Annotated in this window: 16 protein-coding genes and 4 tRNA genes; 18 read left to right on the forward strand and 2 right to left on the reverse strand. The window is 61.2% G+C overall.

The window, feature by feature from the left end; all coding sequences use genetic code 11:
* The first annotated feature begins 259 nt into the window (after positions 1-259).
* The 11 genes from gltX (at position 260) to BFP93_RS29325 (ending at position 8,091) form a co-directional block, all read left to right on the forward strand.
* Positions 260-1,741: a glutamate--tRNA ligase gene (gene gltX, locus BFP93_RS18045; RefSeq protein ID WP_065884120.1), complete on the forward strand. Its 1,482-nt coding sequence runs from the start codon at positions 260-262 to the stop codon at positions 1,739-1,741.
* 147 nt (positions 1,742-1,888) lie between these two features.
* A tRNA-Ala gene (locus tag BFP93_RS18050) sits at positions 1,889-1,964 on the forward strand.
* A 78-nt stretch (positions 1,965-2,042) separates the two neighbouring features.
* Positions 2,043-2,118 (forward strand) — tRNA-Glu (locus BFP93_RS18055).
* A 49-nt stretch (positions 2,119-2,167) separates the two neighbouring features.
* Positions 2,168-2,243 (forward strand) — tRNA-Ala (locus BFP93_RS18060).
* Positions 2,244-2,320: 77 nt separating this feature from the next.
* Positions 2,321-2,396 (forward strand) — tRNA-Glu (locus BFP93_RS18065).
* Positions 2,397-2,578: 182 nt separating this feature from the next.
* The gene (locus tag BFP93_RS18070) at positions 2,579-3,118 is read left to right on the forward strand and encodes a TetR/AcrR family transcriptional regulator (RefSeq protein ID WP_065894095.1); all 540 of its coding nucleotides are present in this window, start codon (positions 2,579-2,581) and stop codon (positions 3,116-3,118) included.
* Positions 3,119-3,133: 15 nt separating this feature from the next.
* Complete coding sequence (locus BFP93_RS18075; RefSeq protein WP_065894096.1) at positions 3,134-3,967, forward strand: alpha/beta fold hydrolase; 834 nt, start codon at positions 3,134-3,136, stop codon at positions 3,965-3,967.
* Positions 3,968-4,006: 39 nt separating this feature from the next.
* On the forward strand, positions 4,007-4,441 hold the full coding sequence (locus BFP93_RS18080) for an acyl-CoA thioesterase (RefSeq protein WP_065894097.1): 435 nt from the start codon (positions 4,007-4,009) through the stop codon (positions 4,439-4,441).
* Between the two features lie 55 nt (positions 4,442-4,496).
* Entirely contained in the window at positions 4,497-5,456 is a 960-nt protein-coding gene (locus BFP93_RS18085) for a tRNA dihydrouridine synthase (protein WP_065894098.1), read from the forward strand.
* A 384-nt stretch (positions 5,457-5,840) separates the two neighbouring features.
* Entirely contained in the window at positions 5,841-7,052 is a 1,212-nt protein-coding gene (locus tag BFP93_RS18090; RefSeq protein WP_141687989.1) for a hypothetical protein, read from the forward strand.
* 88 nt (positions 7,053-7,140) lie between these two features.
* Positions 7,141-8,091 (forward strand): hypothetical protein, encoded by a 951-nt coding sequence (locus tag BFP93_RS29325; RefSeq protein ID WP_256095222.1) that lies wholly within the window; start codon positions 7,141-7,143, stop codon positions 8,089-8,091.
* 67 nt (positions 8,092-8,158) lie between these two features.
* Here the strand turns inward: BFP93_RS29325 and BFP93_RS18100 are convergent, their stop codons facing one another.
* Complete coding sequence (locus BFP93_RS18100; RefSeq protein ID WP_065894100.1) at positions 8,159-11,437, reverse strand: PAS domain S-box protein; 3,279 nt, start codon at positions 11,435-11,437, stop codon at positions 8,159-8,161.
* Positions 11,438-11,502: 65 nt separating this feature from the next.
* Positions 11,503-12,393 (reverse strand): LysR family transcriptional regulator, encoded by an 891-nt coding sequence (locus tag BFP93_RS18105; protein WP_065894101.1) that lies wholly within the window; start codon positions 12,391-12,393, stop codon positions 11,503-11,505.
* 139 nt (positions 12,394-12,532) lie between these two features.
* On the opposite strand from BFP93_RS18105, the gene leuC reads away from it, so the two are divergent.
* The 7 genes from leuC to BFP93_RS18145 all read left to right on the forward strand — a co-directional run.
* On the forward strand, positions 12,533-13,951 hold the full coding sequence (leuC, locus tag BFP93_RS18110; protein ID WP_065894102.1) for a 3-isopropylmalate dehydratase large subunit: 1,419 nt from the start codon (positions 12,533-12,535) through the stop codon (positions 13,949-13,951).
* Positions 13,952-13,961: 10 nt separating this feature from the next.
* Positions 13,962-14,603, forward strand: a complete 642-nt coding sequence (gene leuD / locus BFP93_RS18115) for a 3-isopropylmalate dehydratase small subunit (protein WP_065894103.1) — start codon at positions 13,962-13,964, stop codon at positions 14,601-14,603.
* Between the two features lie 129 nt (positions 14,604-14,732).
* A complete protein-coding gene (locus BFP93_RS18120) occupies positions 14,733-15,497 on the forward strand; it encodes a class I SAM-dependent methyltransferase (RefSeq protein ID WP_065894104.1) in 765 nt (254 codons plus the stop codon).
* A 53-nt stretch (positions 15,498-15,550) separates the two neighbouring features.
* Positions 15,551-16,633 (forward strand): 3-isopropylmalate dehydrogenase, encoded by a 1,083-nt coding sequence (gene leuB / locus BFP93_RS18125; protein WP_065894105.1) that lies wholly within the window; start codon positions 15,551-15,553, stop codon positions 16,631-16,633.
* A 64-nt stretch (positions 16,634-16,697) separates the two neighbouring features.
* On the forward strand, positions 16,698-17,810 hold the full coding sequence (gene asd, locus BFP93_RS18130; protein ID WP_065894106.1) for an aspartate-semialdehyde dehydrogenase: 1,113 nt from the start codon (positions 16,698-16,700) through the stop codon (positions 17,808-17,810).
* Between the two features lie 774 nt (positions 17,811-18,584).
* Positions 18,585-19,595: an aspartate-semialdehyde dehydrogenase gene (locus BFP93_RS18140; protein WP_065894108.1), complete on the forward strand. Its 1,011-nt coding sequence runs from the start codon at positions 18,585-18,587 to the stop codon at positions 19,593-19,595.
* Positions 19,596-19,756: 161 nt separating this feature from the next.
* Positions 19,757-20,786 (forward strand): type IV pilus assembly protein FimV (locus BFP93_RS18145; RefSeq protein ID WP_305118197.1); only part of this gene is annotated, 1,030 nt, incomplete at its 3' end.

A 20,786-nucleotide genomic window follows, 5' to 3' on the forward strand; every position in this document is an offset into this window, starting at 1 on the left:
GGCGCCTAGGATCAAAAGCAGATCAAGATCAAGAGCGGCTCGCTTCGCATCGTGGTTACGGTTGGGCGCTGCTGAGTTGTGTAGATACCTATGCTCATCGGGGGCAAGCCCCCTCCCACCTGTTGATGTGTGAATACAGTCAAGTGTGGGAGGGGGCTTGCCCCCGATGGCCGCGCCTCGGTTTTCCAGAAATCCCCCAGGCTGTTACCATTCGCCCCTTGTTTCAATTTTCAGTTTCATCGCCCATTCGAGACCTGCCATGACCACCGTCCGCACGCGCATTGCGCCATCGCCTACTGGGGATCCCCACGTCGGCACTGCTTACATCGCCCTGTTCAACTACTGCTTTGCCAAGCAGCACGGCGGTGAATTCATCCTGCGGATCGAAGACACCGATCAACTGCGCTCGACCCGTGAGTCGGAACAGCAGATTTTCGATGCCCTGCGCTGGTTGGGCATTACCTGGGCCGAAGGCCCGGATGTCGGCGGCCCCCACGGCCCGTATCGCCAGAGCGAGCGCAGCGATATCTACAAGCAGTACACCCAGCAACTGGTGGACATGGGCCACGCGTTCCCCTGCTTCTGCACCGCCGAAGAGCTGGACCAGATGCGCGCCGAGCAACAGGCCCGTGGCGAGACACCGCGCTACGATGGCCGCGCGCTGCTGTTGTCCAAAGAGGAAGTGGCCGCGCGCCTGGCCGCCGGCGAGCCCCATGTGATCCGCATGAAAGTGCCGAGCGAAGGCGTGTGCGTGGTGCCGGACATGCTGCGCGGTGATGTCGAGATTCCGTGGGACCGTATGGACATGCAGGTGCTGATGAAGACCGACGGCCTGCCGACGTACTTCCTGGCCAACGTGGTCGACGACCACCTGATGGGCATCACCCATGTGCTGCGCGGCGAAGAATGGCTGCCGTCGGCGCCCAAGCTGATCCTGCTCTATGAATACTTCGGCTGGGAGCAGCCGCAGCTGTGCTACATGCCGCTGTTGCGTAACCCGGACAAGAGCAAGTTGTCCAAGCGCAAGAACCCGACGTCGGTGACCTTCTACGAGCGCATGGGCTTCATGCCCGAAGCCATGCTCAATTACCTGGGCCGCATGGGCTGGTCGATGCCGGACGAGCGCGAGAAATTCTCGCTGCAGGAAATGGTCGATAACTTCGACCTGTCCCGCGTCTCCCTGGGCGGGCCGATTTTCGATATCGAGAAGCTGTCGTGGCTTAACGGCCAGTGGTTGCGTGATTTGCCGGTAGAAGAGTTCGCCAGTCGTGTGCAGCAGTGGGCACTCAACCCCGAGTACATGATGAAGATAGCGCCGCTGGTGCAGGGCAGGGTGGAAACGTTCAGCCAGGTCGCACCGCTGGCCAGCTTTTTCTTCGCCGGTGGCGTGAACCCGGAGGCCAAGCTGTTTGAATCGAAAAAGCTCTCCGGTGACCAGGTGCGTCAGTTGATGCAGTTGATCCTGTGGAAGCTCGAAAGCCTGCGCCAATGGGAGAAGGATGCGATCACCGCGACGATCCAGGCAGTGGTCGAGTCGCTGGAGCTGAAGTTGCGTGATGCCATGCCGTTGATGTTTGCCGCGATTACCGGGCAGGCCAGTTCAGTGTCGGTGCTCGACGCGATGGAAATCCTCGGCCCGGACCTCACGCGTTTCCGTCTGCGCCAAGCCCTTGATTTGCTTGGTGGTGTTTCGAAGAAAGAAAACAAAGAGTGGGAAAAGCTGCTGGGCGCTATCGCTTAAGCGCACGGCTGTAAGGACGAAACCCCGGTTTTCCGGGGTTTCGTCGGTAAGTGATTGTTATCCCGGCAAAAAATTTTGAAAATTGTTGAAAATAAATTTGACACGTTTCGAAACCGCCATTAAGATTCGCCCCGTCCTCACCGATGAGGGGCTATAGCTCAGCTGGGAGAGCGCTTGCATGGCATGCAAGAGGTCAACGGTTCGATCCCGTTTAGCTCCACCAATTTACAGGTTCAAGGTCTGGCCACACCGTCCTTGAATCGATCGGCACTCAGCGCCGATCAGTTGTACAGAAGGTTTTGTCCCCTTCGTCTAGTGGCCTAGGACACCGCCCTTTCACGGCGGTAACAGGGGTTCGAGTCCCCTAGGGGACGCCAGTTTCAACAAGCATTCCGAAAGGTCTGCTGCGCCGCCAGGCGAAAAATCGGGGCTATAGCTCAGCTGGGAGAGCGCTTGCATGGCATGCAAGAGGTCAACGGTTCGATCCCGTTTAGCTCCACCAATTTACAGGTTCAAGGTTGCGGCCACACCGTCCTTGAATCGATCGGTCTCGCACTGATCACTGTACAGAAGGTTTGTGTCCCCTTCGTCTAGTGGCCTAGGACACCGCCCTTTCACGGCGGTAACAGGGGTTCGAGTCCCCTAGGGGACGCCACGATTACCCGCTCTGCGGGATTTTTAAGGGTCATTCAATTATTGAATGGCCCTTTTGTTTGTCTGGCGTTCGGCCAATTCTTTCTCCACTTCCTTTCTTCTGTTCTGACCAATGGTCATGCTTGTCGCTTGCGCAATATTATTATGGTAATAATATTCAACCCATGAGAGACGGAGGCTTTGATGAGCGATAAAAAAGCGCAAACGCGCGAACGCATCTTGCAGGCCGCCAGCGCGGCATTGATCCAGCGTGGCCCGGCTGAACCGAGTGTCGGCGAAGTCATGGGGGCGGCGGGGCTGACGGTCGGCGGTTTTTATGCGCACTTTGAGAGCAAGGATGCGCTGATGCTGGAGGCCTTCACCCAGTTGCTGGCCAAGCGCCGCGCGGCGATAGAAGACCTGGACACGCAACTGACCGGCGAAGAGCGCCGAAGCCTGGTGGCGGCGTTTTACTTGTCGCGCAAGCACCGGGACTCCACCGGCGAGGCGTGCCCGCTGCCTGCGACGGTTGGCGAAATGGGCCGTTTGCCGGACGCGTTCCGCCAGGCACTGAGCGAACATTGCGAGCTGATGGCCGCCCAATTGGCGGCCACGCCGGAAGATACCGACAAGGCCCTGGCCGACATGGCGCTGATGGTCGGCGGCCTGACGCTGGCGCGGGCCCTGGGGCCCGGGGAGCTGTCCGATCGTGTGCTGCGCGCCGCCAAGTCGGCGGTACGCTGAAAGAGGGTTCAGGGCATGGGCGGCTTGAATTGGGTTCGTGGTTTCAACGGCACGGTCGGCCGACTCGCGCCGCAAACGGTGGCCAACCGAATGCGCCGCACCTTCATGACGCCCCGTGAGCTACCGCCACGGGCGTGGGAGCTGCCGGTGCTGGCGCAATCGGAGCGCATCACCTTGCGCTTTGGCCTCTCGGCGCTGCGCTGGGGGCAAGGACCGGCGGTGTTGCTGATGCACGGCTGGGAAGGCCGGCCTACGCAATTCGCCAGCCTGATCACGGCGTTGGTGGAGGGCGGCTACTCGGTGATTGCTCTGGATGGCCCGGCCCATGGGCATTCGCCAGGGCGTGAAGCGCACGTGCTGCTGTTCGCCCGTGCCATGCTCGAGGCGGCGGCCGAGCTGCCCCCGCTGCAGGCGGTGGTCGGCCACTCCATGGGCGGTGCCAGCGCGATGCTGGCGGTGCAGTTGGGGCTGCGTACGCAGGCGTTGGTGAGTATCGCCGCGCCCTCGCGGTTCCTCGATGCGCTGCGCGGTTTCACGCGCATGATGGGGTTGCCGCCGCGCGCACGTTCGGCGTTTATCCAGACGGTGGAGCTGGCATTCGGCATGCCGCTCAAGCATCTGGATGTCGCGCACTACCAGATGAACCTTCCCGGCCTGATCGTGCATGCCGAAGACGATACGTTCGTCCCGGTCAAAGCCTCGCAGACCATCCATGAGGCCTGGCCAGGCAGTCGCCTGATGCGCCTGGAGCAGGGCGGGCATCAGAAGGTGCTGGCCGATCCACGGGTAATTGAAGGCGTACTCGCCCTGTTGGCGAGCTGTCATGTACAGGAGCGCCAGAGCGCCTGATACACTGCGTCCGCCGACATCAATCGACTGGAGCAAGGCATGGGCTGGGATTTGGCAACGCCGTTCATCATCGACCTGCAGGTCGCCGCTGAGGACATCGACGGCCTGGGGCACGCCAATAACGCCGTGTACGTGTCCTGGCTGGAGCGTTGCGCCTGGCGCCATTCCCAGCGCCTGGGGCTGGACCTTGCCGAGTATCGGCGCCTGGACCGCGCGATGGCCGTGGTGCGTCATGAGATCGACTACCTGGCGGCCGGCTACGAAGGCGATGAGCTGCAACTGGCCACGTGGATCGTCGATTGGGACCAGCGCCTGAAGATGACGCGCCGTTTTCAGCTGGTACGCCCGCGTGACGGTGCGACCTTGCTGCGCGCGCACACCACCTTCGTTTGCATCGAACTGTCCAGCGGCAGGCCCAAGCGCATGCCTGCCGAGTTTATCGAGGGGTACGGGCCTGCGCTGACGGGGGGTTAACGGTTGTTGTGGGAAACCCAGTAAACTGCGCCACGATTTTTGTTGAGTGTTTTCCATGCAAATTGCTTTGGCGCCCATGGAGGGGTTGGTCGACAACATCCTGCGGGACGTGTTGACCCGCGTGGGCGGTATCGACTGGTGCGTGACCGAATTCATCCGCGTCAACGACCGCTTGCTCACCCCCGCCTATTTTCACAAGCTCGCTCCGGAACTGCTGCAGGGCGCCCACACCGCCGCGGGCGTGCCGCTGCGCGTGCAATTGCTGGGGTCTGACCCGGTCTGCCTGGCGGAAAACGCCGCCCTGGCCTGCGAGTTGGGATCGCAGGTGATCGACCTCAACTTCGGCTGCCCGGCCAAGACCGTCAACAAGTCCCGCGGCGGTGCGGTGCTGCTCAAGGAGCCGGAGTTGCTCAACCGTATCGTCGAGCATGTGTGCCGTGCGGTCCCGGCGCATATCCCGGTCACCGCCAAAATGCGCCTGGGCTTCGACAGTCCGGATGGCGCATTGGTCTGCGCCACGGCGCTGGCCGAAGGCGGGGCTGCGCATATCGTGGTGCATGCGCGCACCAAGACCGATGGCTACAAGCCGCCCGCCCATTGGGAGTGGATTCCCCGGGTGCAGGAGGTGGTCAAGGTGCCGGTGTTTGCCAATGGCGACATCTGGAGCGTCGACGATTGGAAACGTTGCCGCGAAGTCAGCGGCGCCGAAGACATCATGCTTGGCCGTGGACTGGTGGCGCGTCCTGACCTGGCGCGGCAGATCGCGGCGGCGCGTGCAGGGCAAGAGGTGGTGGAAATGACATGGGCGCAGATGCAGCCGATGCTCCAGGAATTCTGGACCCAATCGGTGGCGCAATTGACCGAGCGCCAGGCACCCGGCCGCTTGAAGCAGTGGCTGGCGATGCTGACGCGCAACTACCCCGAAGCGGTGGAGCTGTTTACCGCCTTGCGCCGCGAGACCGGCCTGGAGCAGGTCAGTCGCCTGCTGGGGATGCCCAACCCTGTGGCTGTCTGAAGCGAGGCAATCGAACTTTTGCCATTGATTTGCATAAAGGCGCCACTGCAGGCGCCTTTTTTACGCGTGCGAGTTAACACAAACCAGAGGCAAGTAAACACGTGGAATGTTATCGACGAGTGACATGCCTACAGAGTATTAGCGCGTGTGACCGCACTTTCGTATCGACAAAGCCATAAATCAAGGCTTCGCGCAAATTGTCCATGAGGCAAAGTCTGATAATGCATGTTGGTTTCCTTATATGAACTGCGATTCGCGGAACTCGATGGCTCAAGTTCCCACGAATGGAGGGACTGAAGCAGCGCTGTTGTTGTTCAGTCAATAAAACTATCCCTCCCTCCGGCCGTTGAACGGTCGGGTTGTATGAAATAAAGGAACGTGCGTATGTCTATGTCGATTAACACTCCGCCATTGGTTAAAGTCGATACATCTGCTCTGGAACAACCAGCGGTTTCGAATACTAAAGTTATTCTCAAGCCGACCGTACAGTCGCCTGGCACAACACCTCTTCAGACGTCACTGCGTCCCGATAATACGGCGGTCACACCTGAGACCGCGCTGAGGCAGTTGTTCGATATGCTTGAAGGTATCTTCAGGGCCATGCGTGACATATTTTCGGGTAAAACACAGGTCAAACCCGACGTCGACAAATTACCCATTGCACCGGATAACGGTAAAGAGCCGATCAAGCCGGATGCGGGCAAATTACCGATTTCACCGGACACTCACAAAGAACGGGTCAAGCCGGACGCAGGCAAGCAACCGGTGCTGCCGGATACCAGCAAGGAGTTGGTCAAGCCGGACGCAGGCAAGCAACCGGTGCTGCCGGATACCAGCAAGGAGTTGGTCAAGCCGGACGCAGGTAAGCAGCCGGTGCTGCCGGATACCAGCAAGGAGCGGGTCAAGCCGGATGCGGGCAAGCAGCCGGTGCTGCCGGATACCAGCAAGGAGCGGGTCAAGCCGGATGCGGGCAAGCAGCCGGTGCTGCCGGATACCAGCAAGGAGTTGGTCAAGCCGGATGCAGGCAAGCTGCCAGTGAAACCGGATACCAGCAAAGAGGTGGTCAAGCCGGACGCGGGCAAGCAGCCGGTGTTGCCGGATACCCGCAAAGAGCTTGTGAAACCGGACGCAGGCGGGCTGCGAGTGCTGCCACAACCCAATGATCCGTTGGTCAACATGCCTGGTGGGAATAAGCCGCACCCCTTGCCGCTCCCTCCAACGGTACCCAGGCCCGAGATAAGCGTAAACAACGACCCCAAGACAAACGTCAACGTGAATGTGGTTGTCGGCGGTCATTGCCACTGCCCTGATGGAAGTGTCTTGCCGGATCACGTCCCGACGCCCAGGGTTTCTCCGGATACCTGGCCCCAGCCACCCGTGTTGCCGTATGCCAGGCCGCAGCCAACCGTACTTGCGCGCAACCTCCCAAGGCCTGATGTGCCAACGAATACCAAACCGCAACCCCCTGTATTGCCGGACGCCAAGCCAACGCCCTTGCCCGACGCGCCCACTCCGGATCTGACCAGTCCGGGTCCTGTTGACGACCGAACGGCTGACAGGCATGGCCGCTTTAATCGGCTAAGTTCCAGGTTTTAAACACCGTCATCGCGTTTTGGTCTTTTTATAAGTGCAGGCATTTTTTCGAGCATGTATTTCGAAGAGATGCCTGTATAGGGAGAACTCTATGTCACGCTTTCCAATTAATAACATTGCGCGGGTCATTGATGTAAGGCAGTCATTATCGATCGATGCACTCAGCGCAAGTAATGAAGCGACTGTTAAAGCAGGTGGTAATCAAGCGTCGGTCAGGGCGACGCCGGATATAAGGTATGGTGATGGATTGCAGCGTTCGGCGGCTGTCGGGAATGACGCGCAGGCGATCAATGCAGTCGTGGCCTTATTCACTTCGTTCTTTACTCAGTTGTTTGCGCTTATAGCAGATAAAAAACAAAATAATGTGCCTGATGCTGTTCCTTCACCTGTTGTTCCGCAGGTAGTCCCCCAACCGGTGTTGCCGAAACCGGATGCCGCAGCTGACATTCCGGGTTTGTCCAACAAGCGCGGTGGCGCGAAGCCCGACAATATCTGGAGTGGCTTTCGTCAGGGCCCGGATGGCAACTGCGTGACGGTATCGGCGATCAAGGCTGCGATGCACCGATTCGGACAAAGCCCCACGGATATTTTCCAGGAAGTGGCCAAGACCCGTGACGGATACCACGTCGTCATGCGCGATGGCTTCCGGCTCACGTTGAATGACCGCGAATTGGCCGAGGGCTCCCGAGGCGCCCGGTTCAACGGGCCCGACAAAGGCATGCTCAAGGATGCGCAGTTTCTGTTTGCCGTCAGCGCCAAGCGTGCGCAGATTGAAAACAACGATGGCATGGCCGATCGCAGTTATCAGCATGCGATTCGTAGTCTGAATAACGGGGAGGATGAAAGCGGTCCGGGAGAAGGCTTTCTGCGCCTTGGGTTGAAAAGGCACATGAAGAGAGTGCCGGTGGGTGAGCTTGCCCGAGGTCAGCTGGGCATGTGCAACCGTACCGGGCATTCGGTGGCGGTCATCAACGGCCGCGAAGAGTTATGGGGAAAACAGGGGCGAACCCCCACGCATGGTCAGGCCGTTGCACTGATTTGACCGTGGTGCACCTGGGCAGGGATAACCCAGGGTGCATTTTGTTTCAACGCTGGGTTTCAGCACATGGCTATTCCAGCAGCCGCCTGAACCCCTCTATCGGCAATGGCCGGCTATGCAAGTACCCCTGATACAAATGACAGCCGAGCTTCTGCAGGAACGCCAGTTGTTCCACGGTTTCCACGCCTTCGGCAATCACTTCCAGATTCAAGCTGCGGGCCATGGCCACAATGGCACGGATGATTTCAGCGTCATTGGGATCGTGAGTCGCGTCGCGCACAAACGACTGGTCGATTTTCAGCGCATCCACCGGCAAACGCTTGAGATACGTCAGGGAGGAGTAACCGGTGCCAAAATCGTCCATCGCAAAGCTGACCCCGAGTTTTTTCAGGCGCCGCATCTTCATCACTGTGTCGTCCAGGTTCTGGATCACGATGCCTTCAGTGATTTCCAGCTTCAGCAAACTGTAGGGCAGGTGGTGTTGCGTGAGGCTGCGCTCGACCCGCTCGACAAAGTCGTTCTGGCGAAACTGCCGCGGGCTGATATTCACGCACAGGCTGAAATTCAACGGGTCCACCAGGCCTTCGGCAATCAACTGCGCCAATGCGCTGCACGCTTCGTCGAGAATCCAGGTGCCCACCTCCAGGATCAGGCCGCTGTCCTCCAGCACCTTGATGAATTCCGCCGGCGACTGCGCACCCAGTTGCGGGTGCTGCCAGCGCACCAGGGCCTCGGCGCCGACGATCTTGTTGCCGCGCGCATCCACCTGGGGCTGGTAGTGCACGCTGAATTCACCGCGCGACAGGGCCAGGCGCAGGTCGGTTTCCATGCGCAGGCGCTCGCTGGCGGTTTTCTGCATGCTGGTGTGAAACATCTGGGTGGTGTTGCGCCCCGAATCCTTGGCGCGGTACAGGGCGATGTCGGCACGCTTGAGCAGGTCGGCGGGGGTGGTGCCATGGTCGGGGATCAGCGCCACGCCGATGCTTGGCGTCACCTGCAAGCGGTGGCCGTCGAGGAACATCGGTTCGGAGAGCAATTCGCGCAAGGTATCAGCCAGCGCCTGTACCTGCCGGCTGACTTGCGTGCGTGAGCCCTCCAGGCCGCTGAGCAGGACCACGAACTCGTCACCGCCCAGGCGCGCCACCGTATCCTCTGTGCGCACGCTGGCTTCCAGGCGTGCGGTGACGATTTTCAACACGGTATCGCCCACCGGATGACCGAGGGAGTCGTTGATGTGCTTGAAGTGGTCGAGGTCGAGGAACAGCAGGGCGCCGCGCAGGTTGTGGCGCTTGAGCAGGGCGATCTGCTGGCTCAGGCGGTCCATCAGCAGCGCACGGTTGGGCAGGTTGGTCAGCGGGTCGTGATAGGCCAGGTGGCGGATCTGCGCCTGGGCGTTCTTCAACAGGCTCACGTCCCGCGCGGTCAGTAGCAGGCACGGCGTTTCATTCAAGGTGATCGGTTCGACCGACACTTCCACCGCCAGCACCTCGCCACGCTTGTTGTGCCAAAGCATTTCAAGGTGATGGATGCGCCCCTTGATGTGCAGTTCGGCCAGCAGCGCGGTGCGCTGGTTTTCATCGGCCCAGATGCCAATCTGGTACAGGGTGAGGCCGATGGCTTCTTCGGCGCGGTAGCCGGTCAGGCGACAAAACCCATCATTGACCTCCACGTATCGACCCGTGTCGCGCTCGGTGATCGAAATGGCGTCGGGGCTGGAATGGAAGGCCTTGGCGAACTTCTCTTCGCTGGCCTTGAGCGCCGCCTCCGAGCGTTGCTGCTGGGTAATATCGCGCAGGGTCGTGACGATGCACGGCTGCTCATTGACCTTGACCAGGCGGCTGGAAATCACACAGGTCAGGCTCTGGCCGTTCCTGGCATGCACCACGATGGCGACGTTGCTCAATGATTGTTCGCGAATCACCCGCTGGATGCGTTGCAGGCGCTTGCTCGATTCATCCCACAGGCCGATCTGCTCGGCGCTCTTGTCGATCACTTCGGCGGCCGTCCAGCCAAACGTCTGGGTGAACGCCGGGTTGATCTCGATAAACTCGCCACTGTCCAGGCCGGTGACGCAAATAGGGTCGGGACTGGCCTGGAACAGGCTGGCGAATTTCTCTTCGGACGCGCTCAGGCGCTGCTCGCGTTCCACCTGATCGGTGATATCGAGCAGGGTGCCGGCCATGCGCAGAGGCTTGCCGGATTCATCGCGATACAGACGTGCGCGGCTTTCCAGATAGCGTACGCTGCCGTCCTCGGCCGGTACGCGGTAGGTCAACTGGTAGTTGCCGTCCGCGCCTTCGCGCAAGCTGCGGTAGGCGTGGCGCATGCCCTCGCGGTCCTGATCGGACATGCCTTCAAAAAACGCATCGAAGGATTCGTGGAACGGTTCGCTCGGCAGGCCATGGAGCTGGGCGGCACGGGCCGAGCCGTAGAGCATGCCGGTCGGTATGTGCCAGTCCCAGGTGCCCAGTTGTGCCGAGTCCAGCGCCAGGTCCAGGCGCTCCTGGCTGTCCTTGAGCGCTTGCTCGGCGTTTTTGCGCTCGGTGGTGTCGAGGAAGGTGCTGATCAGGTAGGCCTCACCGTCCAGTTCGACCTTTTGCGCACTGAGCGTGCCATCGTGGATCTGGCCGTTGCTGGCGCAGAACTGCACTTCCATGATGATGGATTCGCCTTTGCGCTGGGTCGCCTTGACCAGATGCGTGCGTTGCTCCGGGTGACGCCACAGGCCCAACTCCAGCGTGGTACGGCCAATGACTTGCGCCACCGGCCAGCCGAACAGCAGTTCGAAATGGTGGTTGGCCTCGCTGATCAGGCCGTCGGCCTGGCGCGTCAGCAGCACCATGTTCGGGCACAGGTGGAAGAGCGTGGCGAAGCGTTTTTCAGAGTGGCTGAGGGCGTGTTCCCGCTCGCGCTGGTGCGTGATCTCGCGGACCACCCCAATCATTCGGCGCCTGCCGTTTTTGTCCGGCACCAGGCTGCCGTTGATTTCCAGCCAGTGCAGGCTGCCATCGGGCCATTGGATGCGGTGATGCATGGCCTGTTCGACCGGTTCGCCGGCCAGCACCGCATGAAATGCCCTGACGACCCGGGCGCGGTCTTCCGGCGCCAGGAGGTCCAGGTAATTGAGGTCATTGGGCAGTGGCTGGCGCGGATCGTAGCCAAACAATGCCTGAGTGCCACGGGACCAGCTGATTTTCCCGGTGTCGATTTCCCAGCACCACGCGCCCAGTCGCGCGGCATTGAGCGCCGACAGCAATTGCGGGGCGCTGTCCCAGTGTTGTTCCGCCTCCTGTGGGTCCAGGGCGTGGATGCGGGGCAGCGGTGGCACGGAATCAACGGGGTTGGGCATTATTCAAAGGGCCTTGGCTCGATGGGAAGACAGCGCGGTTGCTTGAAGCCCTGGGCCGCACAAACTCACGCCGGTATCCCTGGCGGATCGACCTGTGCATCCAGCAGGCTCATGAAAGCCCGCGCAGCGTTCGACAGCGTCCTTTCGGTGTGCACGATATAGCCTAGCTGGCGACGCAGCTGTATGCCCGGCAAAGCGATACTTGCCACCTGATCATCCAGCATGGTGCGTGGCAACACGCTCCAGGCCAGGCCGATGGACACCATCATCTTGATGGTTTCCAGGTAGTTGGTGCTCATCGCGATGTTCGGCGTCAGGCCCTGGGCCTCGAACAGGCGGCTGACAATATGGTGGGTAAACGTGTTGCCGCCGGGAAACACCGCAGGGTGCCCGGCGATATCGGCCAGGCTGACCGAGCCGTTGTTGATCAGGCTATGTTCGGGGGCCACCACGAAATCCAGCGGGTCATCCCACACCGGTGTCGCGCGCACCAGGTTGTGCGGCTCGGGCGCCAGGGTGATGACCGCCAATTCGGCGCGACCGTGGAGGATTTCTTCGTAGGCCACTTCCGAATCGAGGAATTGAATATCCAGCGCCACGCTGGGGTATTGCCGAGTGAAGGTGCGCAGGACCGGCGGCAGGCGATGCAGGCCGATATGGTGGCTGGTAGCCAGTGTGAGGCGCCCGCTGACTTCCCCGGTCAGGTTGGTCAAGGCGCGACGGGTGTCATCCAGCACATTCAGGATCTGATAGGCACGCGGCAGCAGGGCCCGCCCGGCTTCGGTCAGGCCCACTTCACGGCCCAGGCGATCGAACAGGCGTACCTTCAATTGTTGCTCCAGGCCGGCAATGCGTTTGCTGATGGCCGGTTGGGTCAGGTGCAGGCGTTCACCGGCGCCGGAGAAGCTGCCGGTTTCGGCGATGGCGATAAAGGCATTGAGGTTGGCAAGGTCCATGGTGCTATTCCGGTTGGTAATCCAAAGCATAAAAAATATGAATTTGAGTTATTTAATGTAGCGCCATACCATCAGCCTCACAAGCCAAAGGGTTATTGAAAGCCCGGCATATAGAAACACCGCTGATGAGGACCGACTGATGGCCGGCAAAACGCTTTACGACAAGCTTTGGGATTCCCATGAAGTGAAACGTCGCGATGATGGATCGTCGCTGATCTACATCGACCGTCACATCATCCATGAAGTGACCTCGCCCCAAGCGTTCGAAGGCCTGCGGCTGGCCGGGCGCAAGCCATGGCGCGTCGACTCCATCATCGCCACCCCGGACCACAACGTGCCAACCACCCCGGAGCGCAAAGGCGGGATTGACGCCATTGCCGATACGGTGTCGCGCTTGCAGGTGCAGACCCTCGATGATTACTGCGATGAATATGGCATCACCGAATTCAAGATGAATGACGTGCGTCAAGGCATCGTCCACGTGATCGGCCCGGAGCAGGGCGCGACCTTGCCGGGCATGACCGTGGTCTGCGGCGACTCGCACACCTCCACCCACGGTGCGTTCGGCGCCCTGGCCCATGGCATCGGCACCTCCGAGGTGGAGCATGTGTTCGCCACCCAGTGCCTGGTCGCCAAGAAGATGAAGAACATGCTGGTGCGCGTCGAAGGCACTTTGCCGTTCGGTGTGACCGCCAAGGACATTGTGCTCGCGGTAATCGGCAAGATCGGCACCGCCGGCGGTAACGGCCATGCCATCGAGTTCGCCGGCAGCGCCATTCGCGACCTGTCCATCGAAGGCCGCATGACCATCTGCAACATGTCCATCGAAGCCGGTGCCCGCGTGGGCATGGTGGCGGCGGACGAAAAGACCGTCGAATACGTCAAGGGCCGTCCATTCGCCCCGCAGGGCGCTGATTGGGACGCCGCCGTCGAAGCCTGGAAAGACTTGGTGTCCGACGCCGACGCGGTGTTCGACACCGTGGTCGAACTCGACGCTGCGCAGATCAAGCCGCAAGTCAGCTGGGGCACGTCGCCGGAAATGGTGTTGGCCGTTGATCAAAACGTGCCGGACCCGGCCCAGGAGGCCGATCTGGTCAAGCGCGGCTCCATCGAGCGCGCGCTCAAATACATGGGCTTGAAAGCCAATCAGGCGATTACCGATATCCAGCTGGATCGCGTATTCATCGGCTCCTGCACCAACTCGCGTATCGAAGACCTGCGCGCCGCTGCCGTGATCGCCAAGGGCCGCAAGGTGGCGTCGACCATCAAACAAGCCATCGTGGTGCCCGGTTCGGGTCTGGTCAAAGCCCAGGCCGAGGCCGAGGGCCTGGACAAGATCTTCCTCGAAGCCGGTTTCGAATGGCGCGAGCCGGGCTGCTCCATGTGCCTGGCGATGAACCCGGACCGTCTGGAGAGCGGCGAGCATTGCGCGTCGACGTCCAACCGTAACTTCGAAGGCCGTCAGGGCGCCGGTGGGCGTACCCACCTGGTCAGCCCGGCCATGGCCGCCGCCGCCGCCGTCAACGGTCGTTTCATCGACGTTCGCGAATTGATTTGAGGAATACCCGATGCGTGCTTTTACACAACACACAGGTTTAGTCGCGCCGTTGGACCGTGCCAACGTGGACACCGACCAGATCATCCCCAAGCAGTTCCTGAAGTCGATCAAGCGCACCGGTTTCGGCCCCAACCTGTTTGACGAATGGCGCTACCTGGACGTGGGCTATGCCTACCAGGACAACTCCAAGCGTCCGCTGAACAAGGACTTCGTGCTCAACGCCGAGCGTTACCAGGGCGCCAGTGTGCTGCTGGCCCGGGAAAACTTCGGGTGCGGCTCCAGCCGTGAACACGCGCCGTGGGCCCTGGAAGAATATGGCTTTCGCAGCATTATCGCGCCGAGCTATGCGGACATCTTCTTCAACAACAGCTTCAAGAACGGCTTGTTGCCGATCATCCTGAGCGACGCCGAAGTGGATGAGCTGTTCGAGCAAGTGGAAGCCAATGTGGGCTACCAGTTGACGGTGGACCTGGCCGCACAGACCGTGACCCGTCCGGATGGCAAGGTGTACCACTTCGAAGTGGACGCCTTTCGCAAGCACTGCTTGATCAATGGCCTGGACGATATTGGCCTGACCTTGCAGGACGGCGATGCGATTGCGGCGTTCGAGAGCAAGCACCGGGCGAGCCAGCCGTGGTTGTTTCGCGATTGAGGTAGGCAGTACCGCCGCTATCGGGGGCAAGCCCCCTCCCACATTTGAATGTATTCACAGATCAAAAGGTGGGAGGGGCTTGCCCCCGATGAGGCCAGTGTTAACCACACAAAACCCGAGGAAGCCCCCATGACCACCACCGCCCACACCCACGTCGTGCAAAAGCAATTCGGCGAACAGGCCGCCGCCTACCTGAGCAGCGCCGTTCACGCCCAGGGCACCGAATTCGCGCTGCTCCAGGCCGAACTGGCCGGGCAGGGCAGTGCACGACTGCTGGACCTGGGGTGCGGCGCCGGCCATGTCAGTTTCCATGTCGCGCCGCTGGTTAAAGAAGTGGTGGCCTACGACTTGTCCCAACAGATGCTCGATGTGGTGGCCGCCGCTGCGCAAGATCGCGGTTTCACCAATATCAGCACCGTAAACGGCGCCGCCGAGCGCCTGCCGTTCGCCGATGGCGAGTTCGACTTCGTGTTCAGCCGTTATTCGGCCCACCACTGGAGCGACCTCGGCCTGGCCCTGCGCGAAGTGCGTCGGGTGCTCAAGCCGGGCGGCGTGGCGGCGTTCGTGGATGTGTTGTCACCCGGCAGCCCGTTGCTGGACACTTACCTGCAAACCGTCGAAGTGCTGCGCGATACCAGCCATGTGCGTGATTACGCCGCTGCCGAGTGGATGCAGCAACTCAGCGAGTCCGGTCTGCATGTGCGTAACAGCCTGCGTCAACGCCTGCGCCTGGAGTACACCTCGTGGGTCGAGCGTATGCGCACGCCAGAGGTGCTGCGTTCGGCCATCCTTGAGCTGCAACAGGCGATGGGCCAGGAAGTGCGCGATTACTACGACATTCAGGCCGACGGCACCTTCAGCACCGACGTGCTGGTGGTCTTTGCCCAACGCTGATTGATTTTTCCCGACCGGCCCCTGGGCAGGTCGCTCGATGAAATGAGGAACCCATGAGCAAGCAGATTCTGATTCTCCCTGGCGACGGTATTGGCCCGGAAATCATGGCCGAAGCGGTCAAAGTGCTGGAATTGGCCAACGCCAAATACAGCCTGGGCTTCGAACTGAGCCACGACGTGATCGGCGGCGCCGCCATCGACAAGCACGGCGTGCCCCTGGCCGACGAGACCCTGGACCGCGCCCGCGCGGCCGACGCCGTGCTGCTGGGCGCCGTGGGCGGCCCGAAATGGGACAAGATCGAGCGGGATATCCGCCCTGAGCGCGGCCTGCTGAAAATCCGGGCGCAACTGGGCCTGTTCGGCAACCTGCGCCCGGCCATCCTCTATCCGCAACTGGCCGACGCCTCCAGCCTCAAGCCGGAAGTGGTGGCGGGCCTGGATATCCTGATCGTGCGTGAGCTGACCGGCGGTATCTATTTCGGTTCGCCGCGCGGCGTGCGCGAGCTGGAAAATGGCGAGCGTCAGGCCTACGACACCCTGCCGTACAGCGAGAGCGAAATCCGCCGCATCGCCCGTGTCGGTTTCGACATGGCCCGTGTGCGCAGCAAGAAGGTCTGCTCGGTGGACAAGGCCAACGTACTGGCTTCCAGCCAACTGTGGCGTGAGATCGTCGAAGAAGTCGCCAAGGACTACCCGGACGTCGAGCTCAGCCACATGTACGTCGACAACGCCGCCATGCAACTGGTGCGTGCGCCCAAGCAGTTCGACGTGATCGTCACCGACAACCTGTTCGGCGACATCCTGTCCGACCAGGCGTCGATGCTCACCGGTTCCATCGGCATGCTGCCGTCGGCCTCCCTGGACACAAACAACAAGGGCATGTACGAGCCGTGCCACGGTTCTGCACCGGATATCGCAGGCCAGGGCATTGCCAACCCGTTGGCGACCATTTTGTCGGTGTCGATGATGCTGCGTTACAGCTTCAACCTGAGCGATGCGGCCGATGCGATCGAGAAGGCCGTAAGCCTGGTGCTGGACCAGGGCCTGCGCACCGGCGACATCTGGTCGCAGGGCTGCACCCGCGTGGGTACGCAAGAAATGGGCGATGCTGTAGTCGCCGCGCTGCGGAATCTGTAATCTCTCGGGCCCGCTTGCAGTTGTCGCTGCAAGGCGGCCCACTTTTTAACAAGGTGTAGTTGCGATGAAACGTGTAGGTCTGATCGGTTGGCGCGGTATGGTCGGTTCCGTGCTCATGCAGCGGATGCTGGAAGAGCAGGATTTCGATCTTATTGAGCCGGTGTTTTTCACCACGTCGAACGTGGGTGGCCAAGGGCCGTCCGTGGGCAAGGATATTGCGCCGCTCAAGGATGCCTACAGCATTGAAGAGCTCAAGACCCTCGATGTGATTCTGACCTGCCAGGGCGGCGACTACACCAGCGAAGTCTTCCCCAAGCTGCGCGAAGCCGGCTGGCAGGGCTACTGGATCGACGCCGCATCGAGCCTGCGCATGCAGGACGATGCCGTGATCATCCTCGACCCGGTCAACCGCAAGGTCATCGACCAGCAGCTGGACGCCGGCACCCGCAATTATGTGGGCGGCAACTGCACCGTCAGCCTGATGCTGATGGGCCTGGGCGGCTTGTTCGAGGCCGGCCTGGTCGAGTGGATGAGCGCCATGACCTATCAGGCGGCGTCCGGCGCCGGTGCGCAGAACATGCGTGAGCTGATCAAGCAGATGGGCGCGACCCATGCCGCGGTTGCTGATCAACTGGCCGACCCGGCCAGCGCGATCCTGGATATTGATCGTCGCGTGGCCGACGCCATGCGCAGCGAAGCTTATCCGACCGAAAACTTCGGCGTGCCATTGGCCGGTAGCCTGATCCCGTGGATCGACAAGGAACTGCCGAACGGCCAGAGCCGCGAAGAGTGGAAGGCCCAGGCCGAGACCAACAAGATTCTCGGTCGCTTCAAGAACCCGATCCCGGTGGACGGCATCTGCGTACGTATCGGTGCCATGCGTTGCCACAGCCAGGCGCTGACCATCAAACTGAACAAAGACGTGCCGATCGCCGATATCGAAGGGCTGATCAGCCAGCACAACCCTTGGGTCAAGCTGGTGCCGAACAACCGCGATATCAGCATGCAGGAGCTGGCGCCGACCAAGGTCACCGGCACCCTGAATGTACCGGTGGGCCGTTTGCGCAAGCTGAACATGGGCAGCCAGTTCCTCGGCGCGTTCACCGTTGGCGACCAGCTGTTGTGGGGCGCGGCCGAGCCGTTGCGACGCATGCTGCGGATTTTGCTCGAGCGTTGATTGCTGCTTGTTCCGGAAAACCCGCGCTCTGGTGACAGGCGCGGGTTTTTTGTTGTCTGCCAGGGCCTCATCGGGGGCAAGCCCCCTCCCACAGGGTGATGTGTGAATGCATTCAAATGTGGGAGGGGGCTTGCCCTCGATGGCGGCCTCTGGGCTGGCCGGGATTTTGTGTTGATCCTGGCTCAAATGTGGGAGGGGGCTTGCTCCCGATGGCGGCCACAGAGCCGACCAGGATTTTGTGTCGATCCTGGCTCAAATGTGGGAGGGGGCTTGCTCCCGATGGCGGCCTCAGAGCCGACCAGGATGTTGGATTGGACCTAGTACATATCCGTTTCTGCGGTAACGGCTGCTTAGGGTTCCGCCCTGACGGCGGGTCACTTTGGAAAAGCCCCAAAGTAACCAAAAGGCTCTTGCCCCACCACTCGGCACCTCGCCTAGGCTCGGTGTGCCCGAACGCAGGCTTGAATCCGTGGGCCGCCGCCACGCGCCATCCATGGCGCGGGGCGGCTAACCCGGCGTCCTGCCGGGTTACCCACGGATTCAAGCCTGCGTTCGGCCAGCGTGGTTTAACGGGGCGCCTGAGATCAAAAGCAGATCAAGATCAGGATTAAGAGCGGCTCGCTTCGCATTGTGGTTACGTTTTTTAGGGCTGCGTTGTGTAAATACTCAAGCCCCGATAGGGCCCTCGGCCACACCACAGCCCCCCAGGCCAATTGCCTCGTCCCCTGCCACCCGTTAAAGTGCCGCTCCCCCGCAATGCCCGAGGCAACCTCCATGACCCAGACCTTTGAAATCGCCGTGATCGGCGCCACCGGCACCGTTGGCGAAACCCTGGTACAGATTCTCGAAGAGCTGGACTTCCCGGTAGGCACCCTTTATTTGCTGGCGGGCAACAATTCCGCCGGTGCTTCGGTGCCGTTCCGAGGCAAGAACCTGCGGGTAAAGGAGGTCGACGAGTTCGATTTCAGCAAGGCGCAACTGGCGTTCTTCGCGGCCGGCCCGGCGGTGACCTTGAGCTTCGCGCCGCGCGCCACGGCCGCCGGTTGTTCGGTGATCGACCTGTCTGGCGCGTTGCCTGCCGAACAGGCGCCGTACGTGGTGCCGCAAGCCAATGCCCATGTGCTCAAAGGCTTGAAGAAACCGTTTCAAATCGCCAGTCCGAGCCCGTCCGCCACTCACCTGGCGGTGGTGCTGGCGCCGTTGCGTGGCCTGCTGGATATCCAGCGCGTGAGCGTTACCGCCAACCTGGCCGTGTCTGCGCTGGGCCGCGAGGCCGTGAGTGAGTTGGCCCGCCAGACCGCCGAGCTGTTGAATGTGCGTCCGCTGGAGCCGACCTTCTTCGATCGGCAAGTGGCTTTCAACCTGCTGGCACAAGTCGGCACTCCAGACGCCCAGGGTCACACGGCGCTGGAGAAACGTCTCGTGCATGAATTGCGCGCCGTACTGGAAACACCTTTACTGAAAGTGTCCGCCACGTGCATTCAAGCCCCGGTGTTTTTCGGCGATAGCCTGGCTGTGTCGCTGCAGTTGGCGGCGCCGGTCGATCTGGCTGCGGTGAACGAGGCCCTTGAGGCAGCGCCGGGTATCGAGCTGGTCGAGGCGGGCGACTACCCGACGGCAGTTGGTGATGCAGTGGGTCAGGACGTTGTCTATGTAGGGCGAGTGCGCGCGGGTGTCGACGACCCGGCGGAACTAAATTTGTGGCTGACGTCAGATAACGTACGCAAAGGGGCTGCGCTTAACGCCGTGCAAGTGGCGCAGTTGTTGATAAAAGGCCTTGCGTAAAAGATACTTGGCGTCAATTTGTAGATTGATTCTCACCAAGCGCTATGCTTGGCCCAAAGCGGAACACAAGCGCGTCGGTAACCTATCGGCTCGCCATGCCTTATGGCAGCGGTTACCAACCTTCTCGCAGGCCGGGGAGTGTTCAGACAAAGGATGAGGCTATGGTTCAAGTTCGCAAACTGGTGTTAGCAATAGCGGCCGCCTCGGCGCTGTCCTCCGGTATGGCGCAGGCGCTGCAACTTGGGGAGATGACCCTCAAGTCGAAGTTGAACCAGCCGCTGTCGGTGGAAATCGAGTTGCTCGACGTCGGTGGCCTCACGGCGTCCGAGATCACCCCGAGCCTGGCCTCGTCCCAGGCGTTCGTCGATGCCGGTGTCGATCGCCAGGCCTTTCTCGACCAGCTCACCTTTACGCCGGTGGTCAATCCCAATGGCCGCAGCGTGGTGCGGGTCACCTCCGACAAACCGCTGCCCGATTCCTATGTACGCTTCCTGCTGCGGGTGCAATGGCCCAATGGCCGCCTGATGCGTGACTACAGCGTACTGCTCGATCCCGCCAAATTCGATCAGCCCACATCGGCTGCCAGCGCCCCGGCGCCGCGCTTGAGTGCGCCGGCCGGCACCGCGTCCCCCGTCAGCAAGCCTGCGCAACATACCACCACGGCTCGCGACACTTTGTGGGAAATTGCCGAGAAAAACCGCAATGGTGGCTCTGTGCAACAGACCATGCTGGCCATTCAGGCACTCAACCCGAATGCCTTTGTCGATGGCAACATCAACCGCCTGAAAACCGGCCAGGTCCTGCGCCTGCCGGACACCGTGCAAAGCACCGCGCTGGCGCAACCCCAGGCGATTGCCGAAGTGACTGCGCAGAACGCCGCCTGGCGCCAGGGCCGCCGCACCGCCAGCCAGCAAGTGGCGGGCAAGGCCCAGTTGGACGCCACCAAGCGCACCGAGACGGGCAATGCGCCGTCGAGCACCAACGCCAAGGACAACTTGAGCCTGGTGTCGGCCGAAGCAGCCAAAAAAGGGGCGAACGGCAAGGCGGGCGACAGCCGTGCGTTGAGCGACAAGCTGGCGATGACTCAAGAGCAACTGGACACCACCCGTCGCGATAACGAAGAACTCAAAAGCCGCGCGGCGGATTTGCAAAGCCAGTTGGACAAGCTGCAAAAGCTGATTCAACTGAAAA

Origin of the sequence: Pseudomonas sp. 44 R 15 (assembly GCF_900004965.1) — a bacterium.
In the GTDB taxonomy this organism is placed as follows: Bacteria; Pseudomonadota; Gammaproteobacteria; order Pseudomonadales; family Pseudomonadaceae; genus Aquipseudomonas; species Aquipseudomonas orientalis_A.